This is a genomic window from Burkholderia sp. BCC0044 (assembly GCF_902832955.1).
Lineage (GTDB): Bacteria > Pseudomonadota > Gammaproteobacteria > Burkholderiales > Burkholderiaceae > Burkholderia.
This window is the reverse complement of record NZ_CADFDO010000001.1, coordinates 1,503,056-1,516,697: the sequence shown is the minus strand read 5'-3', so window position 1 is coordinate 1,516,697 and position 13,642 is coordinate 1,503,056. Positions and strand designations below refer to the sequence as shown.

Sequence of the window (13,642 nt, the reverse complement as noted above, 5' to 3'; positions counted from 1 at the left end):
GTGTTGGATGCGCGTGCGCCGTGGCGGCGCCGGCCATCGTGTAACGCAAGGCATGTGCCAGTCGCGCGGATGCACGCCCGGCGTGCCTGCGCGGGGCGTCGGCGGGCACCGGCGGGCATCGGGACGGTGCGGATGACGCGCCGTGCAGCATGCGCGGTCCGTTGCGGTGCAGACGCACGGGCGCAAATGGTGCACGGCGGTGGGGCGGCGTCGAAACGCAGGGAAAGCGGGGGAGGAAAAGAACAACGGGCGCGCGGTGCGCGCCCGTTCGGCGGATCGGTGTGGCCGGCGGCAGGGTGCCGGGCGGCGCAGCGGCGCGCGATGCGCCGCCGGAAGGGTCGATCAGTAGCGCGGCACGGACGGATCGACGTCGCGCGACCACGCGTCGATGCCGCCTTGCAGGTTGTACAGCTTCGTGAAGCCGCGCGATTCGAGGAACATCGCGACCTGCGCGCTGCGCATCCCGTGATGGCACACGCAGACGATTTCCGCTTCGTCGTCGAGCTCTTCGCTGCGCGCGGGAATCTGCTGCATCGGAATCGCCACGCTGCCGGCGATCTGCGCGGTCGCGATTTCCCACGGCTCGCGCACGTCGAGCACGACCGGCGCGGGGCGCGCCGTGTCGCCGAGCCATTCCGCGAGCATCGCGGGCGTCAGGATCTGCATGGAGGCTCCGGCGCTCAGAACTTGAAGCGCGACGGCTCGATCGCGTTGACCAAGTGGTCGATGTACGTTTCGAACACGTCGGCGACGCGGTACTGCTTGTCGTCGATGCGCGTGATGATCTGCGCCTTCATCACCGGCCGGCCGCCGACGAACGCCGACAGGCGGCCGCCGACCTTCAACTGTTCGAGCATTTCCTGCGGCACGACCGGCAGGCCGCCCGCGACGCAGATCACGTCGTACGGCGCCTTCGCGGCCCAGCCGCGCGAACCGTCGCCGAGCACGACTTCGGCGTTGGTCACGCCGTCGTTGCGCAGGTTGTCTTCCGCGAACTTCGCGATCGCCGGATCGATCTCGACGGCCGTCACGTGCTGCGCGCGATGCGCGAACAGCGCGGCCAGGTAGCCCGAGCCCGCGCCGATCACGAGCACGTTCTCGTGCTTCTTGACCGTCAGCTCCTGCAGCACGCGCGCTTCGACGCGCGGGAACAGCATCTTGCTCGCGCCGCCCGGCAGCGGCAGTTCGAGATCGGCGAACGCGAGATCGCGGTATTGGGCCGGCACGTAGTTTTCACGCTTGACGATCGACAGCAGGCCCAGGACATCCAGATCCAGCACGTCCCACGGACGGATCTGCTGTTCGATCATGTTGAAACGCGCGTTTTCGATATTCATGGTGTGGTCACGCAGCCTGGTCGGCCATCAGCGGGGATAGAGAAACTTCGTGATTGTACCAAACGGCACGGCCGCGAAGCCTTCAGGCGGCCTGCAACAGACCTTTACCCTTTGCTCTTCTTGATCTGCGCCTCGAACGCGAGGTCGAGCTTGCTCGCCTTGCGCGGTTTTTGGGGGCCAAATTCGTCGACGAACTTGACGAATTCGTCGAGCGGCAGCGGCTCGCAGCGCTTCTCGGCGGTGCCGCCCGAGCGGTCGACGAGATAGAACAGGCCGCCCGCCATCGCGACGGCCGCGAATTGCGGGTTGCCGGAACGGGCCTTCAGGCGTTCGACCGCGTGGGTCGCTTTGGTGGTGCGCATCTTGGGGGGGCTGGCGAAGCGGATGTAAGCCTCACACTCTATCAAACCGGCCGACCGCGTGCGGCCCGCGACCGCCCCTTGCCGTGCGAACCGGCCTTAGACCGTGCGCGAGTAGCGCTGCCGCGGCGTCTGGCCGAGGTACGCGTCGAACGCCATCGCGATGTTGCGCACGACCATCCGGCCGGCCGGATGGATCGTCAGCCGGTCGCCTGCGATCGTCAGCAGCCCGTCGCGCTCGAACGGGCGCAGCGCATCGAGCTCGCGCGCGAAATGATCGGCGAAGCGGATGCCGTGCACGGCATCGACATGCGAGAACGGCAGTTCGAGGTTGCACATCAGTTGCGTGATCACGTCGCGGCGCAGCCGGTCGTCCGGCGTGAGCCGTACGCCGCGGGCGATCGGCAGCCGGCCCGCGTCGAGCGCGGCGCCGTACGCGGGCAGGTCCTTCGCGTTCTGCGCGTAGACGTCGCCGACCTTGCCGATCGACGACACGCCGAAGCCGATCAGGTCGGTATCCGCGCGCGTGCTGTAGCCCTGGAAATTGCGTTGCAGCGTGCCGTTGCGCTGCGCGCGCACGAGTTCGTCGGACGGCCGCGCGAAGTGGTCCATCCCGATGTACACGTAACCGGCCGACGTCAGCATGTCGATCGCGAGGCCGAGCAGCGCGATGCGCGTTTCCGGCGGCGGCAACGTTGCATCGTCGATCTGCCGCTGCATCTTGAACAGGTGCGGCATGTGCGCGTAGCCGAACACCGACAGGCGATCGGGCGCGAGTTCGATGATCGTCTCGAGCGTGCGTGCGAACACGGCGACCATCTGGTGCGGCAGTCCGTAGATCAGGTCGACGCTCACCGAGTGGAAGCCCGTCGCGCGCGCGGCGGCGAGCAGGTCGGCCGTCATCGCGCGCGGCTGGATCCGGTTGATCGCCTGCTGCACGGCCGGGTCGAAATCCTGCACGCCGAGGCTCAGCCGGTTGAAGCCGATCGTGCGCAGGTGGACGAGCGTCGCCGGCGTGACCGTGCGCGGATCGATCTCGATCGAGAACTCGGCGTCGGCGTCCGGCGCGAGCGCGAAATGCGCGCGCGTGGCCGCCATCAGCTCGGCCGTTTCGTCGTCGAACAGGAAGGTCGGCGTGCCGCCGCCCCAGTGCAGTTGCGTGACGGGGCGGGACGGATCGAACAGCGTGGCCTGCAGCGCCATCTCGCGCTTGAGCTGGTCGAGATACGGGCGCGCGCGGCGGCGGTTGTTGGTCGCGATCTTGTTGCAGCCGCAATAGAAGCACGCGGTATTGCAGAACGGGATGTGGAAGTACAGCGACAGGTCGCTCGACGACGCGCCGGGGTCGCCCGCCGCGCGGACGTAGTCGGCCGGATCGAAATCGTCGCGGAATTGCAGTGCGGTAGGGTACGACGTATAGCGCGGCCCGTTCGCGCCGTATTTCGTGAGCAAATCGGGACGGAACATCGTGTCGGCAGAACCAGAGTGCATGATGGTCTCGCGCTTTTTAGATGTTTTCGAGTATATGAACGCGCGATTCGGCTGCATTGTGTAATAACGTCGCAGCCGGGGATGGCACAATGCGGGGTGGGGCTGCCGGACGCCGCGTCCGGTTGCCGCACCGTTTTTCGTTGTTCGTCGAGAGAGCCGAGTGTCCGTCGAAATGCCTGTCCGCCCGGCGCCCGCCGAAGCCCTGCCGCCGCATGCGTGTCGCGAGGGCTGCGGCGCGTGCTGCATCGCCCCGTCGATTTCCAGCCCGATTCCGGGCATGCCCGACGGCAAGCCGGCCGGCGTGCGCTGCGTGCAGCTTGGCGACGACCTGCGCTGCATGATCTTCGGCCGGCCTGAGCGCCCCGCGTGCTGCTCCGGGCTGCAGTCGTCCGCCGACATGTGCGGCGCGTCGCGCGACGACGCGCTCGCGTGGCTCACGCGCCTCGAGGTCGCGACGCGGCCGGCGCATCCAGGAGAGAAATCAGCATGACCGTCCCTCGCGCGCCCGGCCGGCGCCGTTTTCTCGCTGCCGCTGTCGGCGCCGTCGGCGTGTGCGTATCGCTTGCCGCGTGCGCGTCGACGTTCCCGTTCATCCCCGATCACTACACGTTCTCGCGCGGCGACGTGCAGAAGGCCGTCGCGCGCAAGTTTCCTTACCAGAAGACGGTCGCGCAGGTCGTCGACGTGTCGCTCGCGAACCCGGCCGTCAACCTGCTGCCCGACCAGAACCGCGTGGCCGTGCAGCTCGACGCGAACTTCGTGAGCCCGTTCCTGCGCGCGCCCGTCAGCGGCAAGTTCACCGTGTCCGGCCAGCTCGCGTACGACGCGCCGAGCCGCTCGGTCGTGCTGAGGGCGCCGGCCGTCGACAGTCTCGTGCTCGACGGCGACGCGCAGATGTACGCGCAGCAGGTCGGCGCCGCCGCCGGGCTGCTCGCGACGCAGTTGCTGACCAACTACCCGATCTACACGTTCAAGCCGGAACAACTGCAATTTGCCGGGGTGAACTACGAACCCGGTACAATTACGATCCTTACAAACGGCATACGCGTGGCGATCGTCGAAAAGTGACGACGGGGCGCGCACGGCCGGGTGGGCCGCGCGCGCAAGAGTGGCCTTTTCTTTCGACCATTTCGGAGTTGGGCCACGGATGGACTGGATCCTGATCTGCAAGGCATTGATCCTCGGCGTCGTCGAGGGGCTGACGGAATTCCTGCCGGTGTCGAGCACCGGTCACCTGATCGTCGCGGGCAGCTTCCTGAATTTCAACGATTCGCACGCGAAGACGTTCGACGTCGTGATCCAGTTCGGCGCGATCCTCGCGGTCTGCTGGGAATACCGGCAGCGGATCGTGTCCGTCGTGTCCGGGCTGCCGAGCCGGCCCGATGCGCAGCGCTTCACGCTGAACGTCGTGATCGCGACGATTCCCGCGATCGCGCTCGGCCTCCTGTTCGAGAAGAAGATCAAGGCCGTGCTGTTCTCGCCGGTGCCCGTCGCGTTCGCGCTCGTCGTGGGCGGCGCGATCATCCTGTGGGCCGAGGCGCGGCAGCGCGAACGCAGCGAGCCGCCGCGCGTGATGTCGGTCGACGCGCTGACGCCGCTCGACGCGCTGAAGGTCGGGATCGCGCAGTGCTTCGCGCTGGTGCCCGGCATGTCGCGCTCGGGCTCGACGATCATCGGCGGGATGCTGTTCGGTCTCGACCGGCGCGTCGCCACCGAATTCTCGTTCTTCCTCGCGATCCCGATCATCTTCGGCGCGACGCTCTACGAAACCGTGAAGGACTGGCAGGCATTCACCGTCGATTCGCTTGGGCTATTCGCGCTCGGGCTCGTCGCGGCGTTCGTCAGCGCGTTCGTGTGTGTGCGCTGGCTGCTGCGCTACGTCGCGACGCATGATTTCACGGTGTTCGCGTGGTACCGGATCGCGTTCGGGCTGTTCGTGCTGTTGGTGGGTTACAGCGGGTGGTTGAACTGGGCGTGAGGCTGGCGAGGGGCCGATGCGCCGCTCCATGAAAAAATCCCGACCGGCGCGTGGCGTCGGTCGGGATTTTTTATTCTGCGCGGGGCGGGGCGCTCAGCCTGCGCGCTTGCGGAATACCAGGTCCCACACACCGTGGCCGAGCCGCAGCCCGCGCCGTTCGAACTTCGTCACCGGGCGGTAGTCGGGGCGCGGCGCGTAATCGGCGGCCGTGTTTTCGAGCGTCGGTTCCGCGCCGAGCACTTCGAGCATCTGCTCCGCGTAATTCTGCCAGTCGGTCGCGCAGTGCAGGTATGCACCGGGCTTCAGGCGCGACGCGAGATGCGCGACGAGCGGCGGCTGGATCAGCCGGCGCTTGTGGTGACGCGCCTTGTGCCACGGATCGGGGAAGAAGATGTGCACGCCGTCGAGGCTTTCCGGCGCGAGCATGTGCTCGATCACCTCGACCGCGTCGTGCTGGATGATGCGGATGTTCGTCAGACCCTGCTCGCCGATCAGCTTCAGCAGCGCGCCGACGCCCGGCTCGTGCACCTCGACGCCGAGGAAATCGTCGCCCGGGCGGTGCGCGGCGATTTCGGCGGTCGACGCGCCCATCCCGAAACCGATCTCGAGGATGCGCGGCGCGCTACGGCCGAAGATCGCGTTCCAGTCGGGCAGCTCCGGCGCATACGGGACCACGAAGCGCGGGCCGAACTCGTCGAGCGCGCGGCGCTGGCCGGTCGACACGCGGCCGGCGCGCGTCACGAAGCTGCGGATGCGGCGGCGGTGCAGCGGGTTGACTTCGTCGGCGCCTTCGGTGGCTTGGTCGGCTTCGTCGGGAATGGCGTCGTCGTGCGGCGGCAGGCCGGCTTCGTTCGGATCGTCGTGCATCATCGGTACAGAGAAAGGCTCGGTTCGGGCGAGGGCCCGTTGCGCAGCAGTGCTGCCGGGCGATTCGGCGCATGGTACAAAAAAGCCGCCTTCGACGAGGCGGCTCATGCGCAGGCTGTCGTGCAGCCGGAAAGTGGAGCGGGCGATGGGAATCGAACCCACGTCATCAGCTTGGGAAGCTGAGGTAATGGCCATTATACGACGCCCGCAGAACGCGCAATTCTACAGGGGTTTGGGTGGGGATGGCAAGCGAGGTGTTTGGGTCGGCTGTATCGAAACTGGCGCGGCCCGGGCGGCACGCTTGCACATAGCTGCTGTCGAAAATAGACCGGTCGGCGTCGGAAGCATACAAGCCCGGGTAAAGCTTTCGAACTAACGTGACAGGTCTCTCATACGATCGTCAATCTGGAGCCGACATGTCCGATTTCATCACCGTTCTGCGTAAAACCTGCCCGACGCCTGTCCTTGACGCGACCAAGTGGAAGCGTATTGGCGGCGATCCGCACACCGTGAACCTCAACGCGTACGTCTCGAAGGACGGCGGCAAGATCATGGGCACCTGGATCTGCACGCCCGGCAAGTTCGAGGTGAATTACGAAAAATGGGAGTACTGCCACTTCCTCGACGGCTACTGCATCATCACGCCGGAAGGCGAGGAGCCGGTGCATCTGAAGGCCGGCGACGTGTTCGTGATCGAACCCGGCATGAAAGGAACATGGGAAGTGGTGGAGACGGTGCGCAAGTACTTCGTCTTCGCCTGAGCGGGCGGTCGATTCGACCCGACCCACGCATACCGTCATCGCCCCACATCCTCGCGGTTCACGAAGCCGGGAGGGGCAAGCGAGGATTCCGGTTCAATAAAAGTCGCCCCGGTTCGGAAACAGCGCACCGAGCATGGTCACCCGCTCGGCGCGCTCCGCTATCCGACCGCACCCCGTGACGAATTCAACGCACGGTTGTCCTGCAACGACGCGATGACGCTTGCCGCCGATCCTGCACACCGCCACGCAAACCCCTAAGATGCAGCGATCCGCCCACCGTTTCCGCTGCAGCGCACGAACCCTTCCGCCTGCCCCGGACGCCCCACCGGAGCCCCGACCATGCGTATCACCGCAGTCCACGAACGTGCGATTCCCGTGTCCCGCTATGCCGATCCGGCGATTGCGTCCGGCGGCCTGACGACGAGTATCGTCGCGGTCGTCACTGACGTCGTGCGCGACGGCCGCCCGGTGACGGGCTACGGCTACGCGTCGATCGGCCGCTTCGCGCAGGGCGGCCTGATCCGCGAACGGTTCGCGCCGCGCCTGCTGGCCGCCGCCGACACGCTCGCCGACGAAGCCGGCACGAACCTCGACCCGTTCCGCGCCTGGCGCGCGATGATGGCCGGCGAGAAGCCGGGCGGGCACGGCGAACGCTGCGTCGCGGTCGGCGCGCTCGACATGGCGATCTGGGACGCCGCCGCGAAGATCGCCGACCGGCCGCTGCACCGCTTTCTCGCCGACAGCCTCCAACGCACGGCAGCGCCACGCGTGCGCGTGTACGCCGGCGGCGGCTACCGCTATCCGCATGACGATCTCGCGCGCCTGTCGGACGAGATACGCCGGATCGTCGATCTCGGCTACACGCACGCGAAGATCAAGATCGGGGGCGCGGATTTCGAGCAGGACCGGCGCCGCATCGAAGCCGCTGCCGAGCAACTGGCAGGCCCTTCGCATCTCGCAGTCGACGCGATGAACACGTACGACGCGACGACCGCCCACGAGGCGGCCGACATGCTCGCGCGGTTCGACCTCTGGTGGTTCGAGGACATCTGCGACCCGCTCGACCTGCCGCTCCAGGCAGACGTCGCCATGCGGTATACACCGCCGATCGCGGCAGGCGAAGCGCTGTTCTCGCTCGCGGAAGCGAAGCTGCTCGACCGTTACGGCGGCCTGCGCGCCGACCGCGACGTGCTGGTGTTCGATCCCGTGCACAGCTACGGGTTGCCGGGCTATCTGCAGATCGTCGATCACTTCGTGTCGCGCGGCTGGCGGCGCGACGCGTTCTGGCCGCATGGGGGCCACCTGTTCTCGCTGCACGTCGTCGCGGCGCTCGGGCTCGGCGGCGCGGAAGTCAGCCCGTTCGCATTCGAACCATTCAGCGGACTCGCCGATGGCGAAATCGTCGACGCGGGATACGCGCGCGTGCCGCAGACACCGGGCATCGGGTTCGAGCTGCATGCCCACGCGCACGACGCATTCCGCGCGATATCGCTATCGGGCCGCTGACGCCTAAAGCGCGTCGATCGCGAAACGCACCGCGAAGCCGAGCATCATCACCGCGACGAAGCCATCGAGCACGCGCCATGCGAGCGTACGAGCGAACCACGCACGGCACGCGCGTGCGCCATAGACGAGCATCAGGAACCACGCCAGCGACGCAGTCATCGCGCCGATCGCAAATGGCGCGCGGGCGGACGGCGTGTGGCTCACGATCACGGTCCCGAGCAGCAGCACGGTATCGATCCATGCATACGGATTGAGCAGCGAAACGGCTGCGGTCGCGAGCACCGTGCTCGACCGCGTGGATTCGCTGCCGACGTGTGAGCCATCTAGATGCTCAGGCTGCCGTCCGACGATCGCCGAGCGCAGCGCGAGCAGGCCGTAACCGGCGAGATACGCGATACCGGCCCACAGCGCGGCCGACACCACGCCGGGATGGCGCGATAGCAACGCCGACAGCCCGTGCGCGCCGAGCGCGATCAGCAGCGCGTCGCTGCCCGCGCAGACGAGGGCGATGGAGAGCAGGTGAGGGCTCGAAATCGAGCGCTTGATGACGAAGGCGTCCTTGGGACCGACCGACGTGAACAGGCCAGCGCCAAGCAGCAGGCCTTCGAGGAAGGCGGAGGTGTCGAGCACGAGCGGGCCGACAACCTCTTAAGCTGAACCGGTGATGGTTAGGATGGAGCTACGTTAAGGGGTGCCGGCGGCCATTGTCAATGCCCCCCGGCCGCCCACTCCGGCCGCTGCCCGAGCGTGTCGAACAGCCGGACGATTTCGGCCTTCACCTTCTGCACCGCGTTGCTGACGAGCGCGGTGTCGTGCCAGCACAGCGACAGGTCGCGCGCGAACAGCCGGTGCGCGACCGTCGACAGCTTGAGCTTGCGCTCCTCGATCTCGACGTGCGCGGCCGTTGCCGGCCGACGCGTTCGAACGGATCGCCGAGTTGCGCCGGCAGGCATGCGAAGGCGCGGATTTCGACGAAGGGTTGCGTGCGTTTGCGCAGCGGCGTGCGCCGGTGTTTCGCGGCGTTTAGGCGAGCAGGCGACGTCTCGATGCGACGACGGCGGCGCGGGTCAAGCGCCGCCGAGCGCGTGTACGCCGACGAGCAGCAGCGCGCCGATCGCGATCAGCAACAGCGCATGAACGCGCGTATAGATCACGCACAGCGTCGACGCCACCGCGATCGCGCGAGCCGCCCAGCCGCCGTCGAGCGCCTGCAGCAGCACCCACACCGACGCGAGGATCATGCCGGCCGCGACCGGGCGCAGGCCGGCTTCGAGCGCGATCTGCCAGCGCGCGCCCCGGTGCCGCCGCCATAGATGCGCGACGCCGTAGATCAGGAACGCGGTCGGGCCGAACAGCGCGAGCGTCGCGATCACCGCGCCCCAGAAGCCGGCCACCTGCCAGCCGATCAGCGTCGCGAGCAACGAGCCGGGGCCCGGCGCCATCCGCGCGATCGCGAAGTCGTTCACGAATTGCGTGGCGCTCATCCAGTGATGCACGTCGACGACCTGCCGCTGGATATCCGCGATGACCGCCTGCCCGCCGCCGATCGTCGCGATCGACAGCGGCGCGAACACGCCGAACAGTGCGGCGTAACGTGCGGACGCGTTCATCGTGCGTCGCTCCCGGCCGGCGCGGCGGCCGCACGGCGGTATTCGAGCGCGACGCTCAGCATGCCGCCGATCAGCACGGTCCACACGAGCGGCCAGTGCAGCACCGCCACCGACACGAACGTGAGCGTCATCACCGCGAACGGCAGCATGCGGCGCGGCAGCCGGCGCACCGCGGTGATCGCCATCGAGATCGACAGCCCGATCGCCGCGGCCGCCGCACCGGCGAGCGCGACATGCGTGAGCGGAAAGCGCGTGAGGGTCGAGAACGCGATGCCGAACAGCACGATCAGCACGGCCGGCGGCGCGATGATGCCGGTGAAGCCGGCCACCGCGCCGCGCCATCCGGCGAGCCGGTAGCCGATCCAGATCGCGAGGTTCTTCACGTTGACGCCCGGCAACGCCTGCGACAGCGCGAGGCCGTTGAGGAACGCCTCTTCGTCGAGCCAGCGCCGCTCGTAGACGAAGTCGCGCATCATCCGTCCGCTGAGCCCGCCGCCGAAGCTGGTCAGACCGATCTGCGCGAACGCGACGAACAGTGCGAGGACGCCCGGCGGCGGGGCGTCGCCCGCGGGTGGTGCCGTGGGCGTCGTGGCGGAGGGCGAGGGCATCGGAGTGGGTAGCACGTGGCGATCGGGCGATCGCCCATGTTAGCAAGCGGAGCCTGTCAGCACGCTGACATCGACTCGTCCGCCTGCGCGACGACACTTCGCAACCGGTCGGCCAGGCGCGAGCCCGAACGTACCGTCGCTACGCGCGCACCACCGTCACGCCCGCGGCCTCGATCGGCTTCGTCAGCGCGGCGTCGGTTTCCTGTTCGACGACGATCGTCTGCGCCAGCGTGAGGTCGCCGATCACGAACTGCGACGCCGCGCGCAGCTTCGACTGCGACGCGAGCACGACCGTCTCGGCCGCGCGTTCGGCCAGCGCGCGCTTGATCGCCGCTTCCTCGAAATCGCCGGTGCTCAGGCCGGCGACCGGATGCACGCCGGTGACGCCCATGAAGTACAGGTCCGCGTGAATGCGCGCGATGCCTTCCATCGCCGCCGCGCCGACCGCGACGATCGAGTGCTTGTAGAGCCGCCCGCCGATCAGGATCACGTCGATCGACGGATGCGCGGCCAGCGCGACCGCGACGCTCGGGCTGTGCGTGACGATCGTCGCGCGCAGGTCGGCCGGCAACTGGCCGACGAGCAGCGCGGAGGTCGTGCCGCCGTCGACGATCGCCACCTGCCCGGGCGCGATCATCTGCGCGGCTCGCCGTGCGATGCGCCGCTTCTCCGTGGTTTCGAGCGCCTCGCGCTGCGCGAACGGCGCGACGGCCGGCGACGCCGGCAGCGCGCCGCCATGCACGCGCTGCAACAGCCCTTCGGCCGCGAGCTCGCGCAGGTCGCGGCGCACGGTGTCTTCGGATACGCCGAATTGCACGCTCAGCTCGGCGGCCAGCACCTGGCCGTCGCGCGCGAGCGCATCGAGAATCGCCTTCTTGCGTTGCGTCGTCAGCATCGTGTTTGCACGAAAATTCTTGAAATTGCACGAATATGCACGTTACCATGGGCGCGGTCCTTTGTCGAACTGGAGACTGCAATGGCTGTTATGGCTGCAACGCGGGAGCGGGTCCGCATCGTCGATACGACGGTGCTGTCCGACGACTGGTATGTGCTGCGGAAGGTAACGTTCGATTTCCTGCGCCGCGACGGAACGTGGCAGCGCCTGAGCCGCGAGACCTACGATCGCGGCAACGGCGCGACGATCCTGCTGCGTCATGCCGAGACGGGCGACGTGCTGCTCACGCGCCAGTTCCGGATGCCGGCGTTCGTGAGCGGGCACGACGGCATGCTGCTCGAAGCGGCGGCCGGGCTGCTCGACGACGAAACACCCGAAGCGCGCATCCGCGCGGAGGCCGAGGAGGAGACCGGCTATCGCGTGCGCGGCGTGCGCAAGGTGTTCGAGGCGTTCATGAGCCCGGGTTCGGTGACGGAGAAGCTGCATTTCTTCGTCGGCGAATACGATGCGTCGCTGCGCACCGGCGCGGGCGGCGGCGTCGCGGAAGAGGGCGAGGATCTCGAAGTCGTCGAGATGCCGCTGCAGGCGGCGCTGGACGCAGTCGAGCGCGGCGAGATCGTCGATGCGAAGACGATCATGCTGCTGCAGTACGTCGCGCTGCGGGAAACCGCCGGCGCCCGCGCCGCATGACGCCGCGGCTCGTGCTGGTCGCCGGCCCCTATCGCAGCGGCACGGATGGCGACTCCGCGCGTATCGCCGCGAACCTGCGCCGGCTGGAAGCGGCGGCGCTCGCCGTGTATCGCCGCGGTCACGTGCCGATGATCGGCGAATGGGTGTCGCTGCCGCTCGCGGCCGCGGCCGGGTCGACGCAACTGGGCGACGCGATCGGCGAAACCTTCCTGTATCCGGCCGCGCACCGGCTGCTGCGACGCTGCGATGCGGTGCTGCGCATCGGCGGCGCGTCGCGCGGGGCGGATGCGGACGTAGATCTTGCGCGGCAACTCGGCAAGCCGGTCTATTTCGCGGTCGACGAGATACCGGTTGCGCAGGACGATTCGGCTCACTGAGCAAGCGTGGGCGCGGGGTCGCGGCATCGCCGCTGCGGCGCTTGCGGACGGCGCGCATTTGCATCGTCGGTTGCCGCACGCGCGCGCAGCGTCACGCCGTTGCGCGGCCGATGCCGCGCGATGCCCGAACCGGCGTATGATCGCGACGCCACTCGCGCAACGTTCGACGCCACCGCTTTTCCATCATGCCGTTTTCCGATCCCGCTGATTCCGCCGACTCCGCCGACTCCGCCGACTCCGCCGACTCCGCCGACTCCGCCGACTCCGCCGACTCCGCCGACTCCGCCGACTCCGCCGACTCCGCCGCCGCGCCGCTTCCCGCCGCTCTCGTCGCGTCCGCCGTCGCCGCACTCGCACGCGCCGACGCGTTGCTCGTCACGGCCGGCGCGGGCATCGGCGTCGATTCCGGGCTGCCCGATTTTCGCGGCACGGACGGTTTCTGGCGCGCGTATCCGGCGCTGCGCCACGAGCGTTTCGAATTCCACGAGATCGCGTCGCCGCACGCGTTTCGTGCGCGCGCGCCGCTCGCATGGGGGTTCTACGGGCACCGTCTCGCGCTCTACCGCGCGACGGCGCCGCACGCGGGCTTCGCGATCCTGCGCCGCTGGATCGACGCGATGCCGAACGGCGGCTTCGTGCTGACGAGCAACGTCGACGGCCAGTTCCAGAAAGCCGGCTTCGATCCGGCGCGCATCGTCGAGATCCACGGCTCGATTCATGCGATGCAGTGCCTGCGACCGTGCACGGACGACACGTGGGACGCGGCGCCGTTCGTGCCGGCAGTCGACGAAGCGACGTGCCGCCTCGTTGGCGACCTGCCGCGCTGCCCGCACTGCGGCGGTCTCGCGCGGCCGAACATCCTGATGTTCGGCGACACCGGCTGGCTCGGTGCGCGTTACGACGCGCAGGAGCGCGCGCTCGAAGACTGGATCGCCCGGGCCGGGCGCGTCGCGGTGGTCGAAATCGGCGCGGGCACCGCGATTCCGACCGTGCGTCTGCTGAGCGAACGGCTCGGCGCCGACGTGATCCGCATCAACGCGCGCGAAGCGCATGCGCGCCGGGCGGACGTGATCGGGCTGAAAGGCGGCGCGCTGGCGACGCTGAACGCGCTCGACCGCGCGTGGCGCGGCGGCTGAGTCCCCCACGCACCGCGCCGGCCGACG

17 protein-coding genes, 1 tRNA gene and 2 pseudogenes are annotated in these 13,642 nt (G+C 68.4%); 9 read left to right on the top strand and 11 right to left on the bottom strand.

Annotation, left to right across the window (positions count from 1 at the left end; all coding sequences use genetic code 11):
- Window positions 1–342 precede the first annotated feature (342 nt).
- The 4 genes from HWX14_RS06845 to hemN all read right to left on the bottom strand — a co-directional run bounded on the left by HWX14_RS06845 (window position 343) and on the right by hemN (window position 3,187).
- Window positions 343–666 carry a rhodanese-like domain-containing protein gene (locus tag HWX14_RS06845; protein ID WP_006476692.1) on the bottom strand — a complete coding sequence of 108 codons (324 nt, stop codon included), beginning with the start codon at window positions 664–666 and terminating at the stop codon, window positions 343–345.
- 14 nt (window positions 667–680) lie between these two features.
- Window positions 681–1,337 carry a protein-L-isoaspartate O-methyltransferase gene (locus tag HWX14_RS06840; protein WP_175882052.1) on the bottom strand — a complete coding sequence of 219 codons (657 nt, stop codon included), beginning with the start codon at window positions 1,335–1,337 and terminating at the stop codon, window positions 681–683.
- A gap of 104 nt (window positions 1,338–1,441) precedes the next feature.
- Window positions 1,442–1,699, bottom strand: a complete 258-nt coding sequence (locus HWX14_RS06835; protein WP_175882051.1) for a hypothetical protein — start codon at window positions 1,697–1,699, stop codon at window positions 1,442–1,444.
- A 96-nt stretch (window positions 1,700–1,795) separates the two neighbouring features.
- The gene (gene hemN / locus HWX14_RS06830; protein WP_175882050.1) at window positions 1,796–3,187 is read right to left on the bottom strand and encodes an oxygen-independent coproporphyrinogen III oxidase; all 1,392 of its coding nucleotides are present in this window, start codon (window positions 3,185–3,187) and stop codon (window positions 1,796–1,798) included.
- Window positions 3,188–3,359: 172 nt separating this feature from the next.
- On the opposite strand from hemN, the gene HWX14_RS06825 reads away from it, so the two are divergent.
- From HWX14_RS06825 to HWX14_RS06815, 3 genes are all read left to right on the top strand, one after another.
- Complete coding sequence (locus HWX14_RS06825; RefSeq protein WP_175882049.1) at window positions 3,360–3,677, top strand: YkgJ family cysteine cluster protein; 318 nt, start codon at window positions 3,360–3,362, stop codon at window positions 3,675–3,677.
- Window positions 3,674–4,255, top strand: coding sequence for a DUF1439 domain-containing protein (locus HWX14_RS06820; protein ID WP_175882048.1), 582 nt, complete (start codon window positions 3,674–3,676; stop codon window positions 4,253–4,255). The genes HWX14_RS06825 and HWX14_RS06820 overlap by 4 nt, the downstream gene beginning before the upstream one ends.
- 79 nt (window positions 4,256–4,334) lie before the next feature.
- Complete coding sequence (locus HWX14_RS06815) at window positions 4,335–5,165, top strand: undecaprenyl-diphosphate phosphatase (RefSeq protein WP_011544783.1); 831 nt, start codon at window positions 4,335–4,337, stop codon at window positions 5,163–5,165.
- 93 nt (window positions 5,166–5,258) lie between these two features.
- On the opposite strand, the gene trmB is transcribed toward HWX14_RS06815, so the two are convergent.
- Window positions 5,259–6,035, bottom strand: a complete 777-nt coding sequence (gene trmB, locus HWX14_RS06810) for a tRNA (guanosine(46)-N7)-methyltransferase TrmB (RefSeq protein ID WP_175882047.1) — start codon at window positions 6,033–6,035, stop codon at window positions 5,259–5,261.
- A 131-nt stretch (window positions 6,036–6,166) separates the two neighbouring features.
- Window positions 6,167–6,241, bottom strand: a tRNA-Gly gene (locus HWX14_RS06805).
- Between the two features lie 207 nt (window positions 6,242–6,448).
- Between HWX14_RS06805 and HWX14_RS06800 the strand changes: the two genes are divergently transcribed.
- On the top strand, window positions 6,449–6,793 hold the full coding sequence (locus HWX14_RS06800; RefSeq protein WP_175882046.1) for a cupin domain-containing protein: 345 nt from the start codon (window positions 6,449–6,451) through the stop codon (window positions 6,791–6,793).
- 339 nt (window positions 6,794–7,132) lie between these two features.
- The gene (locus tag HWX14_RS06795) at window positions 7,133–8,299 is read left to right on the top strand and encodes a mandelate racemase/muconate lactonizing enzyme family protein (protein ID WP_175882045.1); all 1,167 of its coding nucleotides are present in this window, start codon (window positions 7,133–7,135) and stop codon (window positions 8,297–8,299) included.
- Window positions 8,300–8,302: 3 nt separating this feature from the next.
- Here HWX14_RS06795 and HWX14_RS06790 read toward each other — a convergent pair whose 3' ends face one another.
- Together HWX14_RS06790 and HWX14_RS06785 are read right to left on the bottom strand one after the other, a co-directional pair.
- Window positions 8,303–8,929, bottom strand: a complete 627-nt coding sequence (locus HWX14_RS06790; RefSeq protein WP_175882044.1) for a LysE family transporter — start codon at window positions 8,927–8,929, stop codon at window positions 8,303–8,305.
- A 77-nt stretch (window positions 8,930–9,006) separates the two neighbouring features.
- Window positions 9,007–9,204, bottom strand: a pseudogene (locus HWX14_RS06785) (LysR family transcriptional regulator); the annotation flags it as partial.
- Here HWX14_RS06785 and HWX14_RS36870 point away from each other — a divergent pair.
- Window positions 9,195–9,326, top strand: a pseudogene (locus tag HWX14_RS36870) (methylmalonyl-CoA decarboxylase); the annotation flags it as partial. The pseudogenes HWX14_RS06785 and HWX14_RS36870 sit on opposite strands and share 10 nt — an antisense overlap.
- A 40-nt stretch (window positions 9,327–9,366) precedes the next feature.
- On the opposite strand, the gene HWX14_RS06780 reads toward HWX14_RS36870, so the two are convergent.
- The 3 genes from HWX14_RS06780 to HWX14_RS06770 all read right to left on the bottom strand — a co-directional run bounded on the left by HWX14_RS06780 (window position 9,367) and on the right by HWX14_RS06770 (window position 11,412).
- Window positions 9,367–9,909 (bottom strand): chromate transporter, encoded by a 543-nt coding sequence (locus HWX14_RS06780; RefSeq protein WP_175882043.1) that lies wholly within the window; start codon window positions 9,907–9,909, stop codon window positions 9,367–9,369.
- Window positions 9,906–10,517, bottom strand: coding sequence for a chromate transporter (locus HWX14_RS06775; RefSeq protein WP_175882042.1), 612 nt, complete (start codon window positions 10,515–10,517; stop codon window positions 9,906–9,908). Before HWX14_RS06775 ends, HWX14_RS06780 begins: the two co-directional genes overlap by 4 nt.
- Before the next feature lie 139 nt (window positions 10,518–10,656).
- Complete coding sequence (locus HWX14_RS06770; RefSeq protein WP_175882041.1) at window positions 10,657–11,412, bottom strand: DeoR/GlpR family DNA-binding transcription regulator; 756 nt, start codon at window positions 11,410–11,412, stop codon at window positions 10,657–10,659.
- 90 nt (window positions 11,413–11,502) lie between these two features.
- Here HWX14_RS06770 and HWX14_RS06765 point away from each other — a divergent pair, with 90 nt between their 5' ends.
- The 3 genes from HWX14_RS06765 to HWX14_RS06755 all read left to right on the top strand — a co-directional run bounded on the left by HWX14_RS06765 (window position 11,503) and on the right by HWX14_RS06755 (window position 13,615).
- Window positions 11,503–12,102 carry an NUDIX domain-containing protein gene (locus tag HWX14_RS06765; protein ID WP_175882357.1) on the top strand — a complete coding sequence of 200 codons (600 nt, stop codon included), beginning with the start codon at window positions 11,503–11,505 and terminating at the stop codon, window positions 12,100–12,102.
- Window positions 12,099–12,479, top strand: coding sequence for a DUF4406 domain-containing protein (locus tag HWX14_RS06760; RefSeq protein WP_175882040.1), 381 nt, complete (start codon window positions 12,099–12,101; stop codon window positions 12,477–12,479). The genes HWX14_RS06765 and HWX14_RS06760 overlap by 4 nt, the downstream gene beginning before the upstream one ends.
- A gap of 185 nt (window positions 12,480–12,664) precedes the next feature.
- Entirely contained in the window at window positions 12,665–13,615 is a 951-nt protein-coding gene (locus HWX14_RS06755) for a Sir2 family NAD-dependent protein deacetylase (RefSeq protein WP_175882039.1), read from the top strand.
- Window positions 13,616–13,642 lie beyond the last annotated feature (27 nt).